The 17,769-nt window shown below is 64.9% G+C and carries 17 protein-coding genes; 8 read left to right on the forward strand and 9 right to left on the reverse strand.

From position 1 onward, the window contains the following. Positions 1 to 111 precede the first annotated feature (111 nt). Together ACN9MB_RS12400 and ACN9MB_RS12405 are read right to left on the reverse strand one after the other, a co-directional pair. Positions 112 to 762, reverse strand: a complete 651-nt coding sequence (locus ACN9MB_RS12400; protein WP_426269056.1) for a response regulator — start codon at positions 760 to 762, stop codon at positions 112 to 114. Beyond that, positions 723 to 2,228 carry a sensor histidine kinase gene (locus tag ACN9MB_RS12405; protein ID WP_426269057.1) on the reverse strand — a complete coding sequence of 502 codons (1,506 nt, stop codon included), beginning with the start codon at positions 2,226 to 2,228 and terminating at the stop codon, positions 723 to 725. The genes ACN9MB_RS12400 and ACN9MB_RS12405 overlap by 40 nt, the downstream gene beginning before the upstream one ends. Before the next feature lie 442 nt (positions 2,229 to 2,670). On the opposite strand from ACN9MB_RS12405, the gene ACN9MB_RS12410 reads away from it, so the two are divergent. Together ACN9MB_RS12410 and ACN9MB_RS12415 are read left to right on the forward strand one after the other, a co-directional pair. Next, on the forward strand, positions 2,671 to 3,366 hold the full coding sequence (locus ACN9MB_RS12410) for a response regulator (RefSeq protein ID WP_204636341.1): 696 nt from the start codon (positions 2,671 to 2,673) through the stop codon (positions 3,364 to 3,366). Positions 3,367 to 3,425: 59 nt separating this feature from the next. Next, positions 3,426 to 3,884: a glycine zipper domain-containing protein gene (locus ACN9MB_RS12415; RefSeq protein ID WP_426269058.1), complete on the forward strand. Its 459-nt coding sequence runs from the start codon at positions 3,426 to 3,428 to the stop codon at positions 3,882 to 3,884. 40 nt (positions 3,885 to 3,924) lie between these two features. Here the strand turns inward: ACN9MB_RS12415 and ACN9MB_RS12420 are convergent, their stop codons facing one another. The 3 genes from ACN9MB_RS12420 to ACN9MB_RS12430 form a co-directional block, all read right to left on the reverse strand. Continuing rightward, positions 3,925 to 5,106, reverse strand: a complete 1,182-nt coding sequence (locus tag ACN9MB_RS12420; protein ID WP_426269060.1) for a BamA/TamA family outer membrane protein — start codon at positions 5,104 to 5,106, stop codon at positions 3,925 to 3,927. Between the two features lie 64 nt (positions 5,107 to 5,170). Next, positions 5,171 to 6,073: a DUF2950 domain-containing protein gene (locus tag ACN9MB_RS12425; RefSeq protein WP_204636338.1), complete on the reverse strand. Its 903-nt coding sequence runs from the start codon at positions 6,071 to 6,073 to the stop codon at positions 5,171 to 5,173. Between the two features lie 11 nt (positions 6,074 to 6,084). Then, complete coding sequence (locus ACN9MB_RS12430) at positions 6,085 to 7,515, reverse strand: DUF3300 domain-containing protein (protein ID WP_239535744.1); 1,431 nt, start codon at positions 7,513 to 7,515, stop codon at positions 6,085 to 6,087. A gap of 235 nt (positions 7,516 to 7,750) precedes the next feature. On the opposite strand from ACN9MB_RS12430, the gene ACN9MB_RS12435 reads away from it, so the two are divergent. The 3 genes from ACN9MB_RS12435 (at position 7,751) to ACN9MB_RS12445 (ending at position 10,118) form a co-directional block, all read left to right on the forward strand. Next, a complete protein-coding gene (locus tag ACN9MB_RS12435) occupies positions 7,751 to 8,599 on the forward strand; it encodes a hypothetical protein (RefSeq protein WP_426269061.1) in 849 nt (282 codons plus the stop codon). 27 nt (positions 8,600 to 8,626) lie between these two features. Then, entirely contained in the window at positions 8,627 to 9,796 is a 1,170-nt protein-coding gene (locus ACN9MB_RS12440) for a hypothetical protein (protein ID WP_426269062.1), read from the forward strand. A 106-nt stretch (positions 9,797 to 9,902) separates the two neighbouring features. Then, on the forward strand, positions 9,903 to 10,118 hold the full coding sequence (locus tag ACN9MB_RS12445) for a rubredoxin (protein ID WP_204636335.1): 216 nt from the start codon (positions 9,903 to 9,905) through the stop codon (positions 10,116 to 10,118). Positions 10,119 to 10,322: 204 nt separating this feature from the next. Here ACN9MB_RS12445 and ACN9MB_RS12450 read toward each other — a convergent pair whose 3' ends face one another. Together ACN9MB_RS12450 and ACN9MB_RS12455 are read right to left on the reverse strand one after the other, a co-directional pair. Then, complete coding sequence (locus ACN9MB_RS12450; RefSeq protein ID WP_426269063.1) at positions 10,323 to 11,246, reverse strand: DUF2950 family protein; 924 nt, start codon at positions 11,244 to 11,246, stop codon at positions 10,323 to 10,325. A gap of 47 nt (positions 11,247 to 11,293) precedes the next feature. Beyond that, on the reverse strand, positions 11,294 to 12,664 hold the full coding sequence (locus ACN9MB_RS12455; RefSeq protein WP_426269064.1) for a DUF3300 domain-containing protein: 1,371 nt from the start codon (positions 12,662 to 12,664) through the stop codon (positions 11,294 to 11,296). A gap of 497 nt (positions 12,665 to 13,161) precedes the next feature. Between ACN9MB_RS12455 and ACN9MB_RS12460 the strand changes: the two genes are divergently transcribed. Further along, entirely contained in the window at positions 13,162 to 14,202 is a 1,041-nt protein-coding gene (locus ACN9MB_RS12460) for a helix-turn-helix domain-containing protein (protein ID WP_426269065.1), read from the forward strand. A 17-nt stretch (positions 14,203 to 14,219) separates the two neighbouring features. Here ACN9MB_RS12460 and ACN9MB_RS12465 read toward each other — a convergent pair whose 3' ends face one another. Then, a complete protein-coding gene (locus ACN9MB_RS12465) occupies positions 14,220 to 15,611 on the reverse strand; it encodes a PLP-dependent aminotransferase family protein (protein ID WP_426269066.1) in 1,392 nt (463 codons plus the stop codon). 210 nt (positions 15,612 to 15,821) lie between these two features. On the opposite strand from ACN9MB_RS12465, the gene ACN9MB_RS12470 reads away from it, so the two are divergent. Both ACN9MB_RS12470 and ACN9MB_RS12475 read left to right on the forward strand, forming a co-directional pair. Further along, on the forward strand, positions 15,822 to 16,169 hold the full coding sequence (locus ACN9MB_RS12470; protein WP_426269068.1) for a hypothetical protein: 348 nt from the start codon (positions 15,822 to 15,824) through the stop codon (positions 16,167 to 16,169). A gap of 5 nt (positions 16,170 to 16,174) precedes the next feature. Beyond that, a complete protein-coding gene (locus ACN9MB_RS12475) occupies positions 16,175 to 17,386 on the forward strand; it encodes a lipase family protein (protein WP_426269069.1) in 1,212 nt (403 codons plus the stop codon). Positions 17,387 to 17,388: 2 nt separating this feature from the next. On the opposite strand, the gene ACN9MB_RS12480 is transcribed toward ACN9MB_RS12475, so the two are convergent. Next, entirely contained in the window at positions 17,389 to 17,751 is a 363-nt protein-coding gene (locus ACN9MB_RS12480; protein WP_426269070.1) for a hypothetical protein, read from the reverse strand. Positions 17,752 to 17,769 lie beyond the last annotated feature (18 nt).

The following is a 17,769-nucleotide window of genomic DNA, read 5'->3' on the forward strand; positions in this document are numbered from 1 at the left end:
TGAACGAGCATCGTCCAATGCCAATTGTTCCGCCACCGAAAGAGAACGACCCTCCGCTAAGTAAATCTACCCATCCGCACGGTCAGCTCTGACTGCGAGCGCGGCATGGCATCAGAACAGCAGTCCGAGATCCTGTGCGCGACGCACCAGCTCCAGCGTGGAATGCACGCCCAACACCTGCATCATGGTGTACTTGTGTGCTTCCACCGTGCGCACCGACAAGCCCAGTTGCAGGGCGATCTGCTTGGAGCGCAGACCCTCGCCGACCAGGCGCAGCACCTGAAGCTGCTTGGAGGTGAGGTTGCGCATGTCGGTCATCTGGCCGCTGATGTAACGCGCACCAAGTGCCGGCGTGACATAGGTGGCGCCTGCCATGACCTGCAGCGCCGCGTTGCGCAGGTCTTCTCCCGCCGAATTCTTCAGGATGTAACCCCGCGCGCCGGCACGCAGCGCGGCAACTGCCAGCGCCGGTTCCATATGCATGGTGAGGAATACGAAACGCGTGTCGAAACCGGCCTGCCGCAATCGCTTGAGCGCATCCATGCCGTTGCAGCGCGGCATGTTGATGTCCGCCACGACCAGGTCCGGCTGCAACCGCTGCACCGCGTCGACCAGTGCATCGCCGTCGGCCACGATGTCCAGCAGGTCGAAATCGTCGTCGAGAATATGTTGGACGCCCTCCGCCACCATGCGGTGATCGTCGGCAATGATGAGCTTGGGCTTTACGCTGGCCCGAGGGCTTCTAGCGGAATTCGTATGCATAGCTCAGTCCCTTTTCCCAGAGTTGATTGCAGGCGACAACTGCCACCGAGCAGTTTCGTGCGTTCGTCGATGCTCATGAGTCCCAGCCCTCGACGGCCCTCTCCTTCCGTGACAAATCCCTTGCCGTTGTCCGTAATGGTGAGTTGAACCTGGTGATGCGCCATCTGCAGCGCCACCTCGATGCGTTGCGCATCCGCATGTCGAAGCGCATTGCCCAGGCCCTCCTGGGTCACGCGATACAGGCAAAGCGCCACGTCTTCCGGAAGATCCTTGGCGTGCGGCGAGACCAGCAACTCGATGCTGGGACCGCCTCGCCGGCGCAGGTTCTGGCACATGCCCGCCAGGGCGGCGGTGAGGCCGGTCTGGGTAAGCATGCTGGGATGCAGATCGTGCGACAGATGGCGCACGTCTTCCGACAAGGCGATCAGATCGCTCTGCAGCTGGCTCACGTCCTGCTTGTTGCAGTCGTCCACCTTGCGCCGTAATGCGCTGAGCCGGATCGATGCCACCGCGAGGCGCTGGTTGATGTCGTCGTGCAGGTCGCGTGCGATGCGTGCACGCTCCTCCTCCTGGGCAACGATCAACCGGCCCGCCAGCTCGCGCACTTCGGTGCTGGTGACCATCAGGTCGCGTTGCGTGGTCCTGCGCTGCTCGACCAGCGCCGCCAGGTAGAGCGAGGCGATGGACACGGCCAGCATCCACAGCTGCACGCTGATGGTGGTGAACTCCGATTCCGGCTGCACGAACGGACCTTGATGCGAGAGGCTCAGCTCGATCGCCATCAGGCCGACCACCAGATTCACCACGCAGGCGCCGACGACTTGCGCGCGCAAGGCCACGAACAAGGCCAGCGGCACCGGCGCCAGCAACAGCAGCGGACGTATCGTGGCGATCCCGCCCAGTTCGCGCCAGGCGAGCCAGAGCAGCACGAGTGCCGCCACGGTGATGAGCGGCATGTTCCACCCGGGCAACGTGTCGCGCCGCAGCGACGAACCCGGATTGAGCAGGCTCAGGATGGCCGGCGTCAGCAAGACATAGCCAAGCGAATCGGCCAGCCCCACGTGCCACCATTCCCTGGACAGCCAGGAAGGCAATTCGACCAGCGAAGACATGGCCGATATGACAACGCCTGTCGTTATCGGCAAGGCCACCACGGCGACCACGAGGAAGAGCAGCAACTGGAGGAAATTGCCGGTCGCCTGCTCCCTGCGCAGGTGGCTGAGCGTCCACGCGGCAAGTGTGATGAGCAGGGCGACGGCCAGATTGATGGTGGCGATGCCTTTGGCGGGCAACCCCATCAACAGGGACAGCGACAGCATGCCGAGTATCCAGCCGACGCCGTAAGCCATCCAATACTTGTAGGGAGAACAAAGTAGCAGCGCCAACAACAATGGCCCCGACAACCAGATCACCTGAAAATCGAGCGCGTGATCCCACAAGGCCAACGACAACCACTGCGCAGCCATCGCAGCCAGGCCCGCGCCTATGCCACGCGTCAGATGCTGAGGCAAGGCACCGATAGGTGCTTTGCCAGCGATGATCCCCTCTGCTCCGTGCATCCTTTCGCCCTGCTGCAATCAACAGCTGCGGCCCCTCGAGTGACTCGCCGGACTATCGAAGCCACCCTGCATTTGCCCACGATGCCCGTCATTGCCCCGTGATGGTTTAGGTAGTTCTACGATGCGCGGTTCCCGGAGGTCTTCCTGCACTGCACGTCCGCCGGATTGAATCGATGCATATGGGTCAGCGCCGCTCAATGCGGCGGAAAAATCGCTCCGCAAGAGGCTTTTCAGGCCCAATCCGTAGATTTACGGATGTCGTTTGAGTGAAAGTTCGCTTACCAAGCGGACCTCGAAAGCCCAAGCTGCAGCAGGCGCAAGCAGCGGCTTGGCAGGGGTCTGAGCGATCATGAAAGCGAACGCACGCATCGCTTCCAAAAGTACCCGCAAGCTTCGCGTGCTGCTGGCGGACGAGCACCGTTGCGTCGCCGAAGGCCTGGCAGGACTGCTCGCCAAGCGCACCAGTTCGGTTCGCCTGGTGCACGACGGCGAGGCGCTGATCGAGGCCGTGCTGGAAGGCCAGGTGGATCTGCTCATCACCGACATCGCCATGCCTCCCTTCAGCGCCCTGCAGGCGCTGCAACGATTGCGGCAACAAGGCAGCGACATTCCCGTGGTGGTGCTGTCCACCCACAGCGAGCCCTTGATCGTGCGCGAAGCGATGCAGGCAGGCGCCAACGGCTATGTGCTCAAGCAATCGCCCAGCAGCGAATTGTTCAATGCGATGGCCGAAGTGTGCGCGGGCAACCAGTTCATCAGCCCGCAGTTGATGGCCTCGCTGCTGGAAGCGCCCGAATCGCTGCATCGCCTCACCCGCCGCCAGCGCGAAGTGATCGAATCGATGGCCAAGGGCAAGCGGACCAGCGAAATCGCAGCCGAGCTGGGCATTTCGATACGTACCGTGGAAAGCCATCGCCAGTCGCTGCTCGACCTGCTGGGCGTGCACAGCGGCGTCGCGCTCATTCGCGAGGCGGAGCGTCTTGGACTGATTCCGGTCGCGCCGTACGAGCTGTACGTGGCCGCGGAGGACGAATCGTTGCACTAGCCCCGCTACCACGAGGCTGGCCCGGTCCGCCTCTTCTCACACCGTCAAAGGGAGCACACATGAACATCTCAAGCCTGCGGCACACCGGATGGGCGCTCGTCTTCATCGCTTCGGCGGCGGCGGCCCAGCAACTGCCCGCCACCTACCCGGCCAACGGACAGAACGCCAACCAGCAACAGGCCGACAAGAGCGCGTGCATGTCCTGGGCGCAGACCAATGCACCGACCCAGGCCGTGCCTCCGCCGCAAACGGGACCGGCGGTGGGCGGCGGCCAGCGCGTTGCCGGAGCCGCGCGTGGCGCCGCGGCAGGTGCGGTGATCGGCGGTGTGGCGAATGACGACGCGGGCCATGGCGCGGGTGTCGGCGCGACGGCCGGCGTGGTGGCCGGCGGCATGCGGGCACGCGAACAACGGCGACAGCAGAACGCGGCGTCGGCCGCGACGCAGAACCAGAACGGCGCCAACCTCGGCCAGGCGTACAGCGCCTGCATGAAGGGCAAGGGTTATACCGTCGGCTGAGCCGATGGGCGATGCCGGGCTGCGAGCCTCCCGGCGAGGCTCAGCGCCATGCGCTGCCCACCTGGATGTAGTACGCGTGATCGCCTTCGCTCCAGGCCCAGTCGAGCCCGGCGTACAGGCCCAGCGTGCGTGAAATCAGATAGCGGAAGCCCACGCCTTCGGCCGTGTGGGTGCTCGCATCGCCAAAATCCAACGTTCGTCCCCAGGCCTTGCCGGCGCCGCCGAAGCCGAGCAAGGCCCAGCGCGGACGGAAGTTCCAGCGCAGTTCCGCTTCCAGCACGCCCACGTTCTGGTCCTGGTAGCGCCCATAGGCGATGCCACGCAGGTCGATGGACGGCTGCTGATAGAACGGCACGTCGCCGCGTGCGGAACGGTAGTCCGCGCGCGTGCCCAACACCCAGTCGCGGCCCAGCGGGAAATAGCCGTAGGCGTGCGCGCGGTAACTCTGAAACGTGTTGTCGCTGCCGAATGCCGGCGAGTAAGGGGTCGCTTCCAGGCGCCATAACCAGCCCTTCGACGGCGTCAGCGTGTTGTCGCGCGAGTCGTAATCCAGCCCCAGCCCCAGACCGGATGCACGATGGGCGAAGTCCCTGGGCTGGAAGTATTGATCGTTGCTGCTGAGGTTGAGCCGGCTGTCGAGATCCATATAGATCCATCGCACCGAAAGGAACAGATCGCTGTTCCCCAACCGGCGCGACACCTTCTGATAGGAAAAGATGCCGTCGAGGTTGTAGCCGATCTTGCGGGGCGCGAGCCGCAATCCCTGCGTGTAGTAATCGAGGTTGACGTTGATCTTGCCGACGGCGCCGGCGTACCGCCAGCGATCGTCCTTGAAATGGAACGAGCCGCCAAGGCCGTAACCCCAGGTACCGTTTTCCGTCTTGAAGGCGGCCGCGCCATAGATGTTCGGCGGAATGCGCAACCCGCTTTCCTTGGAGGCTTCCGATTGTTTGGGCGCTTGGAAGAACACCGCCGCCAGTCCGCCGCCATTGCCCACGGCGGGCTCGGTGATGATGATGGGTACCAGCAACGCGCCCTTGTGCTGCAGCAGCCAGCGCGACATGTCCAGCGCGCCGTCCTCGGGATCGCGGAAGTTGTTCCACCACGAGGTCGGCTTCTCATCGGGAGACGCAGGCACGCGCTCCGGTGACAACGGAGTGGACGCCGCCTGCTTGCCGTCGGGTGCGGCCTGCGCGTGGAGATGTGCTGTGCCCAGCAGCATCCCCATCGCGATGAGCCAGCGTCCCGTCGTGAGGTGTGACCTCCTGACCGGCATGAAGCGTGGATCAGTTGGGCGCGGGAACGTCGACTTCCTTCCAGCTGCTGTCCGGGTCGAACGCCTTCATCGACTGCGCCGTCGTGGCGCCATTCTTGCCCAGGTCTTTTTCGAAGACCTGGCCGTCATGGCTGACCATGAAACTCATCACGCCGGTTTCGCCGTACTGCGCAGGCCAGGCGACCAGTGCGAAACCGTTGGTCATGCGCTTGCCGACCAGATAGTTGTACGCACCTCCCGGCGCGGACGCCCCTTGCGCGGTGAGGATGCGATAGTGATAGCCGTAGTAGCCCTGCCCCGGCACCACGTTGGCGAATTTCGGCCCGAGCGGACTCGGCGGCTCGTCGCCCGTCACCGGCCAATACAAACCGTCGTGCTTGCCGGACGTGCTGAGCAGGCGCTGCGCATACTGCAGCACCTTGTCGCCGTCGCGATCCTGCGAGGCGTAATCGCGTTGCGCGTCGTAGTAGGCAAGCAAGGCCTGTTCGACGGCGAGTTCGTTCTGCCCGATGTGGCGTGTGCGTATCTCCTGCTGCGCACCGGCCAGGTCGAAGTGCCAGCCGCCGCTTCCCTGCACCAGCGGCATCGGCAATACCCAGTTCTCCTTGCCCACATCCAGGTGTGCCTTGCCGTCGGCCGTGTCGATGCGATGGCTCTCGTCGTAGCGCTTCAGGAACAGGTCCACGTCGTCCTGATCGATGCCTTCGGTGGGTATGTAGTCTTTCCAGTTGCTGCCCAAGACCTTGGCCAGGGCGGCCTGGTCATGGTCGCGAACGGCCTGCACGAAGGCGCTGGCGGCGGCGTCGGCCGATGGATAGCTCGCCTGCTGAGCCAGGGCGGCGCCGCAAAGCACACAGCCAGCCCAGAACATCGTGCTCAAGGCCAGGCGACGGATCATGGGAGTGCGATTCATGGTCATGCTCCTCAACGACGACGGCCACCGCCACCCGCCCGGGCCGGCGCGGGTCGGGACATCTGCCGGCCGGCACCTGCGCCGGCGCCACGGGACTGCGACATCGAGCGCTGACTGGACTGCCCGCGATTCATTTGCGTATGCGCCGAACCTGGCGATTGCCCGCCGCTGAACGCGTTGTTGCGCGGTCCCTGCGATGCGCGATCGCCAGCGAAGTTGCCGCGCTGCTGCGCGCTCGCATTGCCTCGATTCTGTCCGCCCAGATCGCCGCGCCCCTGACCGCCGACGTTGCCCCGATCCGCGCCGAGGTTGCCTCGATCCACGCCTCCGGCAGCGCCCTGGCCGCCACCAGGCCGGTTGCCGCCGGACGGACGATTGAGTGCCGCGCCCGTCTCGCCCGCACCGCGCCGCGCGGCCATCGACGAGCCGTTGCCGGTGGAGCGATCAAAGCTCTGCAATGCGCGCTGACGATTCGCATCGTTGCCGCGGAACGCCTCGCGCTGGTTGGCGCCACCCACGCCCTGCCCATAGCGCTCGCGACTGCCCTGATCGCGATAAGGCGTGCCGCGCCGATTGGACGGGTTGTGGTTCCAGGTCGCCCTGTTGTTGCCGTTGCCGCTGATGCGGTTGTTGACGTTGTTGATGTTGTTGTAACGGTTGACGTTGATGTCGACGTCGCCATGGCCCCAGTTGAAACCGCCCCACAGCGAGTTGACGGCGGCAACACCCACGCCGAAGGCAATGCCTGCTGCCAGGCCGGTGGCCACCGGATAGTAGTAGCCGGGCGGTGGCGGCCAATAAGGCGGCGGATAGCTGGGATAGGCCCAGGTGCCGTAGACCACGGTCGGGTTATACGACGGTACGTACACCACTTCCGGATTGGCCGGCTCGATCTGGATCACCGTGGTGCTCGGCGCCGCAGCACTGGCTGGCGCCTGCTGCACCACCACCTTTTGCTGCTCGGTGGTCTTCAGGTTGCCGGCCTTCTGCGCCTGCGCGCGCAGACGCTGCACGGAGGCCATCACGTCGTCCGGCTGGGCAAGAAACGCATCGCCCATATTCTGCACCCATTCGGGCTGCTGCTTCATTTGCGCGAGCACCTGGGGAAAAGCCACCAGCGACTGCACGCTGGGATCCCAGCTCTGGTTGGAGACCTGCTTCACCGCATCGTCGCCCTGCACCTTGGGATGCGCCGCAGACCACGCGGCGGCATCGGCCACGTTGCTCGGGTAGGTGCAGGCCATCAGCACCTGCGACAGCAACGCGTCGGGATACAGCGCCACCGGAGCGAGCATCTGGTCGAGCTGCTGGTTGTTGTAGACCTTCTGCCCGGCAGGCGGTGCACTCTGCGTGCTTTGCGCAGCCACCGGGCCTGCGACCAGTACGCCCAACAGACACAGCAGGCCGAACCGTGCGAATCCGTGGATCCTCGTCGTCTTCATGGTGCCGCTCCCGTGCAGCTCACGCTTGCACCAGCTTGATACTTCGCGCGACGGATTGACCACTGCATTTATGCGCAAGCACGATCAGTAAAACTACTTATGCGCGCAGCTACGGGCTTGCCCGGCGAGTGGACTCGGTAGATTTACCGCGGACGGCTAGGTAGTAGTTCGCTGTGCCCCAGGCGTGCGCCGCACGACCATATCGCTCACCCGCCGATCCCTGAGGACAGTCATCATGCGCCGCATTGCGTTCCCGCGCTTTACGTTGACCCGCGCCGTCATGGCTGCTTCCTGCGTTGCGGCCCTGGCGGCTCCCCTGGCGAAGGCGGACACGCCCGACTATTGGGATGGCGACTGGCACGGCAGCATCCAGCCGTATGGATGGCTGCCGGGCATCAGCGCAGAGACGCGTTTTCAACTGCCCAACAACGGCGGCACGGTCAACCAGAAATCCGACAAGGACCTGTTCGACTACCTCAGTGGCGCTTTCATGATCGACGGTACCGTGCGCAAGGGAAACTGGGGCTTCTACGGCGATTTCGACTGGGTGAAGTTCTCCAACGAGAAAGGCCGCTTCACCAACATCGGCGGCGACCGCATCGGCGCCAGCGCCAATCTCGATACGCGCTGGGGCATCAAGGGCGGCATGGTGAACTTCGCCGGCCTCTACACCCTGGCGCACGGCCAACAGGGTTACATCGACCTGGTGTTCGGCGTGCGTTATCTATGGATCAAGGGCAACCTCGACTGGAATTTCAATCTCACCGGCAACGGTGGGCGCGTGGATATCGACAACAGCGGCCATCTGCACAACCAGACCCACGTCACCGACGGCATCGTAGGCATCCGCGGCCGCTGGTCGCCGTTTGAGGACAGCAACTGGTTCTTTCCCTACTACGCCGACGTCGGCGCGGGCAGTTCGGACAACACCTATCAGTTGATGCTCGGCGTGGCCTACGGCTTTCACTGGGGCGATATCGCGCTCAACTATCGCGACGTGCAATACAACCAGGGCGACGACGACAAATTCCTCAAGCGCGTGCAGCTGAGCGGACCAGCACTCAGCTTCACCTGGCATTTCTGAGCATGGCCTGTCGCCGAAGCTAGGCGGATGACCGAACCCACTGCCAGCATCTTCGAAGAACCCAAGCACGTCGCCGTGCTTCGGCGGCTGCGCCTGATCAAGCCGGCGCATCGCGCCCAGGCCTTTCGACGCGTGCTCATCGCGATGGCCTTCGCCTGGGTGCCGCTGGCCGTGCTTTGTGCGATGCAGGCGTTCGTTTCCGGACACCAGGAGTTGCTGCATGCGTTCTTCACCGATGTCGCGGTGCACGCGCGCTTTCTGCTGGCCGTGCCCATCCTGATTCTTTCCGAGTACATCATCCTGCCGCGCCTGGACCTGACCGCGCAGCACTTCCTCACCTCCAAGATCATCGACGATGCCGACCGCCAACGTTTCGACGACGCCGTCGCATCGACCCGGCGCCTGAGCCTGGGCGTATGGCCGTCGGCGACCATGACGTTCATCGTCTATGCGTTCGTGATCACCATCGTGCTGACGGTGCATCAGGACGCGCTGCCGATCTGGCATTACGCGGCGGCATCGACACACCGCTCGCTGGCCGGCTGGTGGCACATGGTGATCAGCCTGCCGCTGTTGCTCGGGCTGCTGCTCAGCTGGGTATGGCGCGTGGGCGTGTGGACGCGCTTTCTTCATCAGGTCTCGCACATGGGGCTGCATCTGGTCGCCTCGCATCCCGACAAGGCCGGCGGCCTGCTGTTCGTGGCGTTCTCGCCGAGGATGTTCACCCCGCTCGCGCTGGCCATCGGCATCATCACGGCGGGAACGTTCGCCAACGAGGTGATCCACTTCGGCTGGAACCCGATGGACCATCCCGCCACGCCGATCGCCACCGCCATCATGGTGGTGGTCATCTTTCTCGTCCCGCCGCTGGTCTTCGGGCGCATGTTGTTGATGGCGTGGCGGCGGGGAATCTTCGAGTACGGCGCGCTGGCCAGTCGCCTGGGCACGCAGTTCGAAAACAAATGGCTGGGGCCGGACCGGGTAGTCGATCCGGAGTCGCTGGAAAAGCCGGACTTCTCCTCGACCACCGATCTGTACGGCGTGACCGCGAACGTCTATTCCATGCGGCCCATCTTGTTCGACCCGCGGGCGGCGCTATCGCTGGCCGTGGCGGCGCTGCTGCCGTTTGCGCCGATCTGGCTCTCGGTGATTCCAGCCAAGGTGATCCTCTCGCAATTGTTGAAGATGGTGATCTGATCGTTCGCCACCGTGCGTTCCGGCAAGGAACGTGCGGACGGGCAAATGCGCCCGCGCATGCTTCAGGAAAATTCCCGCCAACAGTCACCTCCGGGAGTTTCCCAGCATGAATCGCATCTACGTCGACGATGTGTTGTGCACTCGCTGCGGCCGCGTTTACGAAGCCAGCAGGGGGTGTCCGTCATCGGGCATTCCTGCGGGCACCGCTTGGGAGGCCGTTCCCGCCCATTGGCGCTGCCCGGATTGCGGTGCACGCAAATCATCGTTCGAATCGTTGGAATTGATCTACCAGCGGGCGCGCTGCGTCCTGAGCGGGTTCTGATCGCGGGCAAAGCGGTGCTGAAGACGTAAAGCGGGACGTTCGCGATGCACCACACTTCCCACTCTCCCCTCCGGTGAGAGGGTTGCGGTGAGGGACCCATCTTGCCTCATCGCCTCAACTGGATGGCTTTTGGCCGTCCAAACAACAACGACCCCGTCGGGCCGTTGTTGTTGGTGCTGCTGACCCGTCATGCGGGCATACTGATTATTCCGCCGGCGCCCACCCATCGCGCACGTCATAGGCTTTGATCGCCGCAGCAACCTGCTCCGTCGAGGGGCCCAGATTCTTTTCGTACAGCACGCCATCGCGATCGATCAGGAAGCTCATGAGGCCGGTGTCGCCGTACTTTGCCGGGGTGGCCAGGATGGCGAAGCCGCCGGTCATCTTGCCGTCGACCACGTAGCTCTTGCCGCTTTTCTGGGCATCGAGAATGCGGAACACGTAGCCGTCGAAGATCTGGCTGCCTTCGGCGCAGGTCGCGCATGCCTGCATGTCGCGCAGGTTGCCGAGCGGGCTTTCCATGTCGTCCTTCGCAGCATCCCAGTACAGGCCGTCATGCATGCCAGGCTTGCTGATGATGCGCGAGGTGTACTGGTGTTCGCGTTCCTTATAGTCCTCTTCCGCCAGCGCCATGGCATTGGCGGCATCCATGGCGAGCAGCTCATGGCTGCCGATGCGTCGCGCTTGGATCTCGTCGGTGCCGGCCAGACCGTCGAAGCGCCAGCCCAGGGCGCCGTCCTTCTTCAACGGGAAGGGATAGGCGTAGTTGTCGGCGCCGACGTAGAGAATCTCGCTGCCATCATCGAGCATGGCCCAGCGATGCATGGCGTCGTACTTGCGCACGAAGGCCTTCTGCGCGCTGGCATCCTCGGTGACGTCGCCGCTGGAAAGCACGGAAGCGGCAGCGGGTCCGAGGATCGAGGCCACCGACGGATCGTCGCCGGCGCGCACGGCCGCCACCAGCGCCTGGCCGGCTTGCTCCGGCGTGCTGAAGTATTGCGGCATGGCTTGCGCGAAGACGGGGGCCGACTGGATCAGGCCAAGCGCCGCAGCCGTCGCCATGGCGAGACCGCAGAGAAGCCGCGGGCCAAACGTGGCCGCGCGTGACTGGAAAATTGCCGTGGTCATGGGTTACCTGCAAATAGAGGGATAAAGGTGATTGGGATGACCGCGCCTCAACGGCGGCGGCCACCACCGCCGTGGAAGGACGGCATGCGTGCGTGCGCCATGCTGGCGTGACCGCGGAAGCTCTCCGCACGGCTGGACGCACCGTTGCCGCTCCAGGCCGAATGCGCGCGATTGCCGGCAAAGGAATTGAACCGACCATCGTCACCGCCGAACGCATGCGGCGCGGCTTCGGCGTCATGGCGATAGCCGTCGCCGTTCGCACCAAAGCCTTCGCGCGCCGCACCCATCGGTCCATAGCCGCCGTTCTTCCAAGTGTCGCCACCGTCGGCGGGATAGCGGTTGGCCATCCGGTTGTCGTAGTGCTGCATGGCCGGACTGCCGGGCGCCCACGGACCGGAACCGCGCGGGCCGTAGCCATCGTGGCGCCAGGTGTCGCCGCCATCGGCGGTGTAGCGATTGGCCAGGTAGTTGTCGTAGCGCTGCATGCGGGCGCTCCCGGGAGCCGGCGGCCCATAAGGATGCGGGCCATACGGCCATGGGCCGTGCGGGCCCGGGCCCCACGGGCGGTAACCGTTGTAGCTGTAGTGGTTGCCGTGCCAGATGTTGTTGTTGATGTAGGTGGTGTGGTTGTAGATCACCGTGCCGCCACCGCCCCAGTTGACGTTCCACGCATTGAAGCCCCAGTGGAAACCGCCGCCGCCGACGATGCCGATGCCGGCGCTGAAACCCGCGCCGATGAACACGCCGCCGCCGAAGGTGATCACCGGCGACGGCGCCACGAACACCGGCCGGTAATACGGCACCACATACGGCACGCCATAGACTACGGCCGGGTTGTACTGCGGCACGTACACCACCTGCGGATTCGCCGGCTGGATCACGATGGTCTGCGGCGACTGCTGCACCACGTTGATCTGCGGCGTCGACTTCAGCGTGCCGGCCGCCTGCGCCTTTGCACGCATGGCCTGCACGGCCACCATCACGTCGGTGGGCTGGTTGTGATAGGCCTCGCCCAGGCTGGAGGTCCAGGAAAGGTTCTGCGCCAGGTCGGACAACACGCTGGGAAACTGGGTGAGCGCTTTGACGCTCGGGTCCCACGTCTGTGCATTCACGGCCGACGACAACGCCGTGCCGGTGAGATCGCCGTGCCCGCTCAACCAGTCCTGCGCGATCGACACCTGGTCGGGAAAGGTCGCGGCGTTGAGGCACTGGGCCACCAGCGCGTCGGGATACAAGGCGATCGGGGCGACCAGCGAATCGAGCTGGCTGGAGGTCATCGGCGCGCTTGTCGGCGCGCCCGGCGGCATGGCCTGGGCGGAAGACGTGGCATCGTCGGCTGCCGACGGCAGGCTGGCGACGGCCAGTACGACCGCACACGCCAGCGCGGTCAGTGCATGGGTGGTGCTCTTGCTGATCATGTGCAATTCCCGAGGAAGTGAACGATTCCGCCGGTCGAGGCCAACGAGCGCGCCGCTGCGGATGGCGTGCAGTCTTCCAGCGGTCCCGCCCGGACGCTTTCCGGAACGCACCCACTTTTTTGGCTACGCAGGATTCATTTCGAAATCGCACGGTCGCGTTGCTTGCGGATGCCTTTCCAGACCCTGCAGGCCCAGCGGACGCACTTGGCTACCGCACCGCTGCTAGTCCCCGGTAAGCAGCTGCCCACCCGCTCCATACATACAATTTTCAAGGCTTTGCCTGGCCATTCTGATTCGTATGCAACGCTCATATCCGGGCCATGTATGGGCTTTAGCCAGCTAAAACAGACGTTTGAGCGGAACCGGCATAGGCCGAATTTCGAGTTGACTTCGCAAAATTGTATGCATACGATGCGCACCTTCTCGCAACATTGATCCAATCAATGTCGCGGGACATGCAGGGGTTCCGTTGCTTGTCCATCTTGGGAGCAGGACAGATGCATCCGATCTACACACAGAGGGCGCCGCTCAGTTCCGGTCGCCACCGACATTCACGCCATTCGGCGACCTCCGCCACCCGTCATGCGCTGGCCGTCCATGGCGAACGCGCCTGGCGCCAGCCCGATCTCGACCTCGAGCAGGCCGGTCAGCCGGTGGTCGCTTCGCACTGGGCCGATCACCGCGCGACGCCGCGCGAGCACACGGCGCAGAGTCCACGCGGCTACTACGTGGCCAGCATCTTCATGCGCTCCACCCAGCTGGCGCTGAGCGCCGATGCCCACGACGTGCATCGCGGCGAATGGCGTGCCGGCAGCTTCCATATGAGCGCGCCGGGCCAGCAGCTGCGTGCGCGCTTCGAGTCGCCGTGCGACATCCTGCATCTGCATCTGTCCGAGGCTTTCGTGCGCCGCATGGCCCTCGCGGCGGACTCGTTGCATTTGATGGCGGCACCGACGCCGGTGCATGTCGCGCAGGACAGCGTGATCGAACAACTGGCGCGCGCCCTGCTCGCCGCCGACGACAAGATGTGCGGCCGCGAATACGCCGAGCGCGTCGCCGCGCCCATCGTCACCCGCTACTTCCACCTGTTGTCGCAGGCCCATCTGAACAGCAACGAGCCCCGCCGCATCGCGCTGCCTCGCTGGCGGCTGCAGCGCATGCACGATTACGTGAAGGCGAACCTGGGCAGCTCCGTGACGTTGTCGGACATGGCCGCGGCGGCAGGTTTGTCACCGATGCACTTTGCCGCGCAGTTCCGCGTCGCCACCGGCCAGCGTCCGCACGATTACCTGCTCCAGTGCCGCATCGATCGTGCGAAGACCTTGCTGGCGACCAGCAACCGCACGCTGATCGATGTGACGCTCGAAGTCGGCTTCTGCACGCAGGCCCATTTCACCACGGTGTTCAAGCGCTTTACCGGCACTACGCCGAACCTGTGGCGCCGGAACAACTTCCATCCGTTGTCGACGGAACCAGGCAGCGCCGAGGCGTCGCATGCCGGCGCCAGCGTGCATAGCTTGCACGCATCGACCATGTAAGCACGCTGCGGCGACCGTCAGACGACGGTCGAGGACATCATCGGCAGCTGCGTCAGCAAATCGGCTACCATGCCCAAGCCGCTCCGCAATTGTTCGCGCGTCGCCGACGCGCCCAGCGCAATACGCACCGCTTCGGGTGAGCTGCCCACGCTGAACGCCTCGCGCCCCACGATGCCCATCCCGGCATTGCGCAGACCGCCCACGAATTCGCCGCTGGTCCAGGGCTCGGGCAAGCGCAGCCAGAGATGGAAACCTTCTTCGGGCATCACCAGCTGCGAGCGTGGCAACATGCGCGCGGCAATCGCCAGGCGTTCTTTCGCTTCCGCGCGGATCGCCCGCACCACCCGCTCGGCCGTGCCTTCCTCGATCCAGCGCGAGGTGACCGCCGCGCTCAACGAGGACACCGTACCGGAGGTGGCGCGCATCACCGAGGTGAGGCGTGCGGCGGACCACGCGTCGGGCGTCAGCACGTAGGCCACCACCAGCGCCGGCGACAGGCATTTGGAAAGGCCGGCGATGTGATAAGTGAGATTCGGCGCCAGGGCAGCCAGCGGCGTGGGGACCTGGGTCGGCAGCGAGCCGTAGTCGTCGTCTTCGATGATCGGCAGGTTGTGCCGTTGCATCACCGCGGCCACCGCCTCGCGCCGCGCCAACGGCATAGTGATGGTGGTCGGGTTGTGCAGCGTGGGCATGCAATAGAAGGCTTTGGGCGCTTCCGACTGGCAGACCGCATCGAGCGCCTGCGGATCGACGCCGTGGTCGTCCATCGGCACCGGCACCAGGCGAATGCGCAACAGCGCGGCCAGCGCCCGTACGCCGGGATAGGTCAGCGACTCCACCGCCAGCGTATCGCCCGGCGACAGCAACATGCTCAATACCGAGTGCAGACCGCCCTGCAAGCCGGCGGTCACCAGTACGCGGTCGGCTGCGATAGCCGGGATGCGCGAGGCCAGCCAGCGTGCGCCCACCTCGCGGTCATGCGCCGTGCCACCGGGCGGCTGATAACGCATCAGCAGATCGGGGCCGCGCTCTTCCACGCTGCGCAGGCCCTGCCACATGCGGGCCAGCAACGCGGGATCGTTGAATTCCGGCGGATGATTCATGCTCATCTCGACCGCACCCACCGTCACCGTGCGCGGCGGCGGCAGCGGCCGCTTGCGTACGAAGGTGCCGCGGCCCACTTCCGCATCCACCAGTTCGCGCCGCGCCGCTTCGGCATAGGCGCGAGTCACCGTGGTGAAGTCGATGCCCAGCCATTCCGCCAGCGCGCGCATCGGCGGCAGGCGGTCGCCCGGTGCCAGCCGGCCAGCCTCGATGTCCTCGCCAATCGCATCGGCGATGGCCAGGTACATCGGGCCGCGATTGGCCGGCAAACGGGGTTTCCAGCTCAGTGGGCGGGTCTTGGCCATCGGCCTTTCGCAATGTATGGATCCATTGTTGCATTGTATGCATGCCGCGGGACAAGTCCACCCCGGACAAGGCTGGCTCCCGCACCGTTCGATTTGGAAAGGCCCCCTGCAAACCGGCAACGGCCCTGCCCGGCCGGTCGGCACAATGCGTCGCCATCACCCATGGCAGCGACACCGATGAACACGCTACGACGAAGGCTCCCTGATGCCGTGACCGCACTCGAGCAGCGCGATGCGCGCCGCCGTGCGCTCGACGACGATATCTGCGTGCACATCTTCACCTCTTCGTCGGTGATGGTCGGCGTCTGCCTGACCGTGGTCGGCATTCTTCGCGTGGTGGTGACGCTGCGCAGCGAGGACGTGCTGGGCGACGACCTGCTCACCATCAACACGATGGTCTACCTGGCGTCCGCCTTCCTTTCGTATTGGGCGCTGCGCACGCGCAGCGTCAAGCGCAATCATCGGCTCGAATACACCGCCGACGGCGTGTTCCTGGTCGGCATGGTGTTCACCGTGATCAACACGGCGTTCATCACCTGGGCGATGACGGTGGGATGAAGAACATGACTCACCGTCGAGGAAAAATAGCCACCGCCGTGGCGCTGTGCGTGCTCGGCATCGCGGGCCTGTCGATGTGGAGCGGCGCCGGCATGCATGACGCCCACGCCGACGCCGCGTTCTACAGCATCGACGACGCGCAGGCGAACGGCGCGCCCGGCTCGATCATCCGGGTCGAACCCATGGACGGCGCACCGCTCGGCGCCAGCGCGTATCGCGTGCTGTACCGCTCCATCGGCGTGCATGGCGAGCCCATCGCGGTATCGGGCGTGATCGTGATCCCAGCCGGGCCTGCACCGGCCAGCGGACGTCCCGTGGTGGCCTGGGCTCATCCGACTACCGGCGTCGTGCCCCGTTGCGCGCCTTCCGAAGCGCGATTCGTCTTCCAGACCATGATGGGGCTGCGTGACATGGTGCGCCATGGCTACATCGTGGCAGCCACCGACTATCCCGGACTCGGCACCGCAGGCCCGCACCCGTATCTGGTCGGCGCCAGCGAGGCGCATGCCGTGATCGACATCGTGCGGGCGGCGCATGAACTGCCCGGCGCCGATGCCAGCGCCGACTATGCCGTCTGGGGCCATTCGCAAGGCGGCCAGGCGGCACTGTTCACCGGCATGTTGAGCAAGCGCTATGCGCCGGCCTTGAACCTGGTCGGCGTCGCCGCCGCTGCACCGGCGGCGGACCTGAAAACCCTGCTGCGCGACGACGCCGACACCGACGGCGGTCGCAACGTCACCGCGATGACCTTGTGGTCGTGGCAACGCGTATTCGGCGCGCCCATCGACCAGGTCGTGGAACCTGCAGCCATGCCCGCGGTGGATGCGCTGTCCAACGAATGCATCGAATCACCGCTGGACATGGTGGAGCGCAACTATTCGCAACGCCCGCTGCGGCAGCAGTTCCTCTCGGTGAAGGACATCACCACCATCGAACCGTGGAAGTCGCTGCTAGAACAGAACGAAGCCGGCACGCTGCCGCCGGAACTGCCGGTCTTCATCGCGCAAGGAGCGGCTGACCGCCTGGTGCTTCCCGCCGTGACGCAGGCCTACGTGCAACGTCTTTGCGAGGCGGGCAGCCGCGTCGATTACGTGGAGCTGCCAGGCGTCCATCACGGTTTCATCGGCAGCGATAGCGCGGTGCAGGCGGTGGATTGGATGGCCGACCGGTTCGAAGGCAAGCCCGCGCCGGACAGTTGTGCACGCGCTCCACGCTAACCTCAGCTCGTCTTCGATGTATGGCCAACCGCCGCCTTCCACACCAGGTAGCCGAGCGAAATCGCGATGGCGGCGATGACGACCGCCACCGAAGCGATGCTTGCGATCTGCTGGGGAGCGAAGATCCACAGCACGGACCAAATCAGGAAAGCCAAGGTCATGGTCCAGCTGGTGACGCGCCTCACCGCCTGCGCCAGGGTTGCATGACGGAGCGAGCGCGGCGGCGGTCCGTACATCTTCGGAAGAAGGTTGGAGTAAGCGGCAAAGCCGAGACCGAGAACGATGTTGAACGCACGCACGACCTGCGTTTGATCGATCCATCCCTGCCTGCGGGCCAGTGCCAGCAGCAAGGCGACGACGATCATCGATGCTCCCAATTTGAG

The sequence above is a fragment of the Dyella kyungheensis genome (assembly GCF_049913195.1).
GTDB lineage: Bacteria > Pseudomonadota > Gammaproteobacteria > Xanthomonadales > Rhodanobacteraceae > Dyella > Dyella kyungheensis.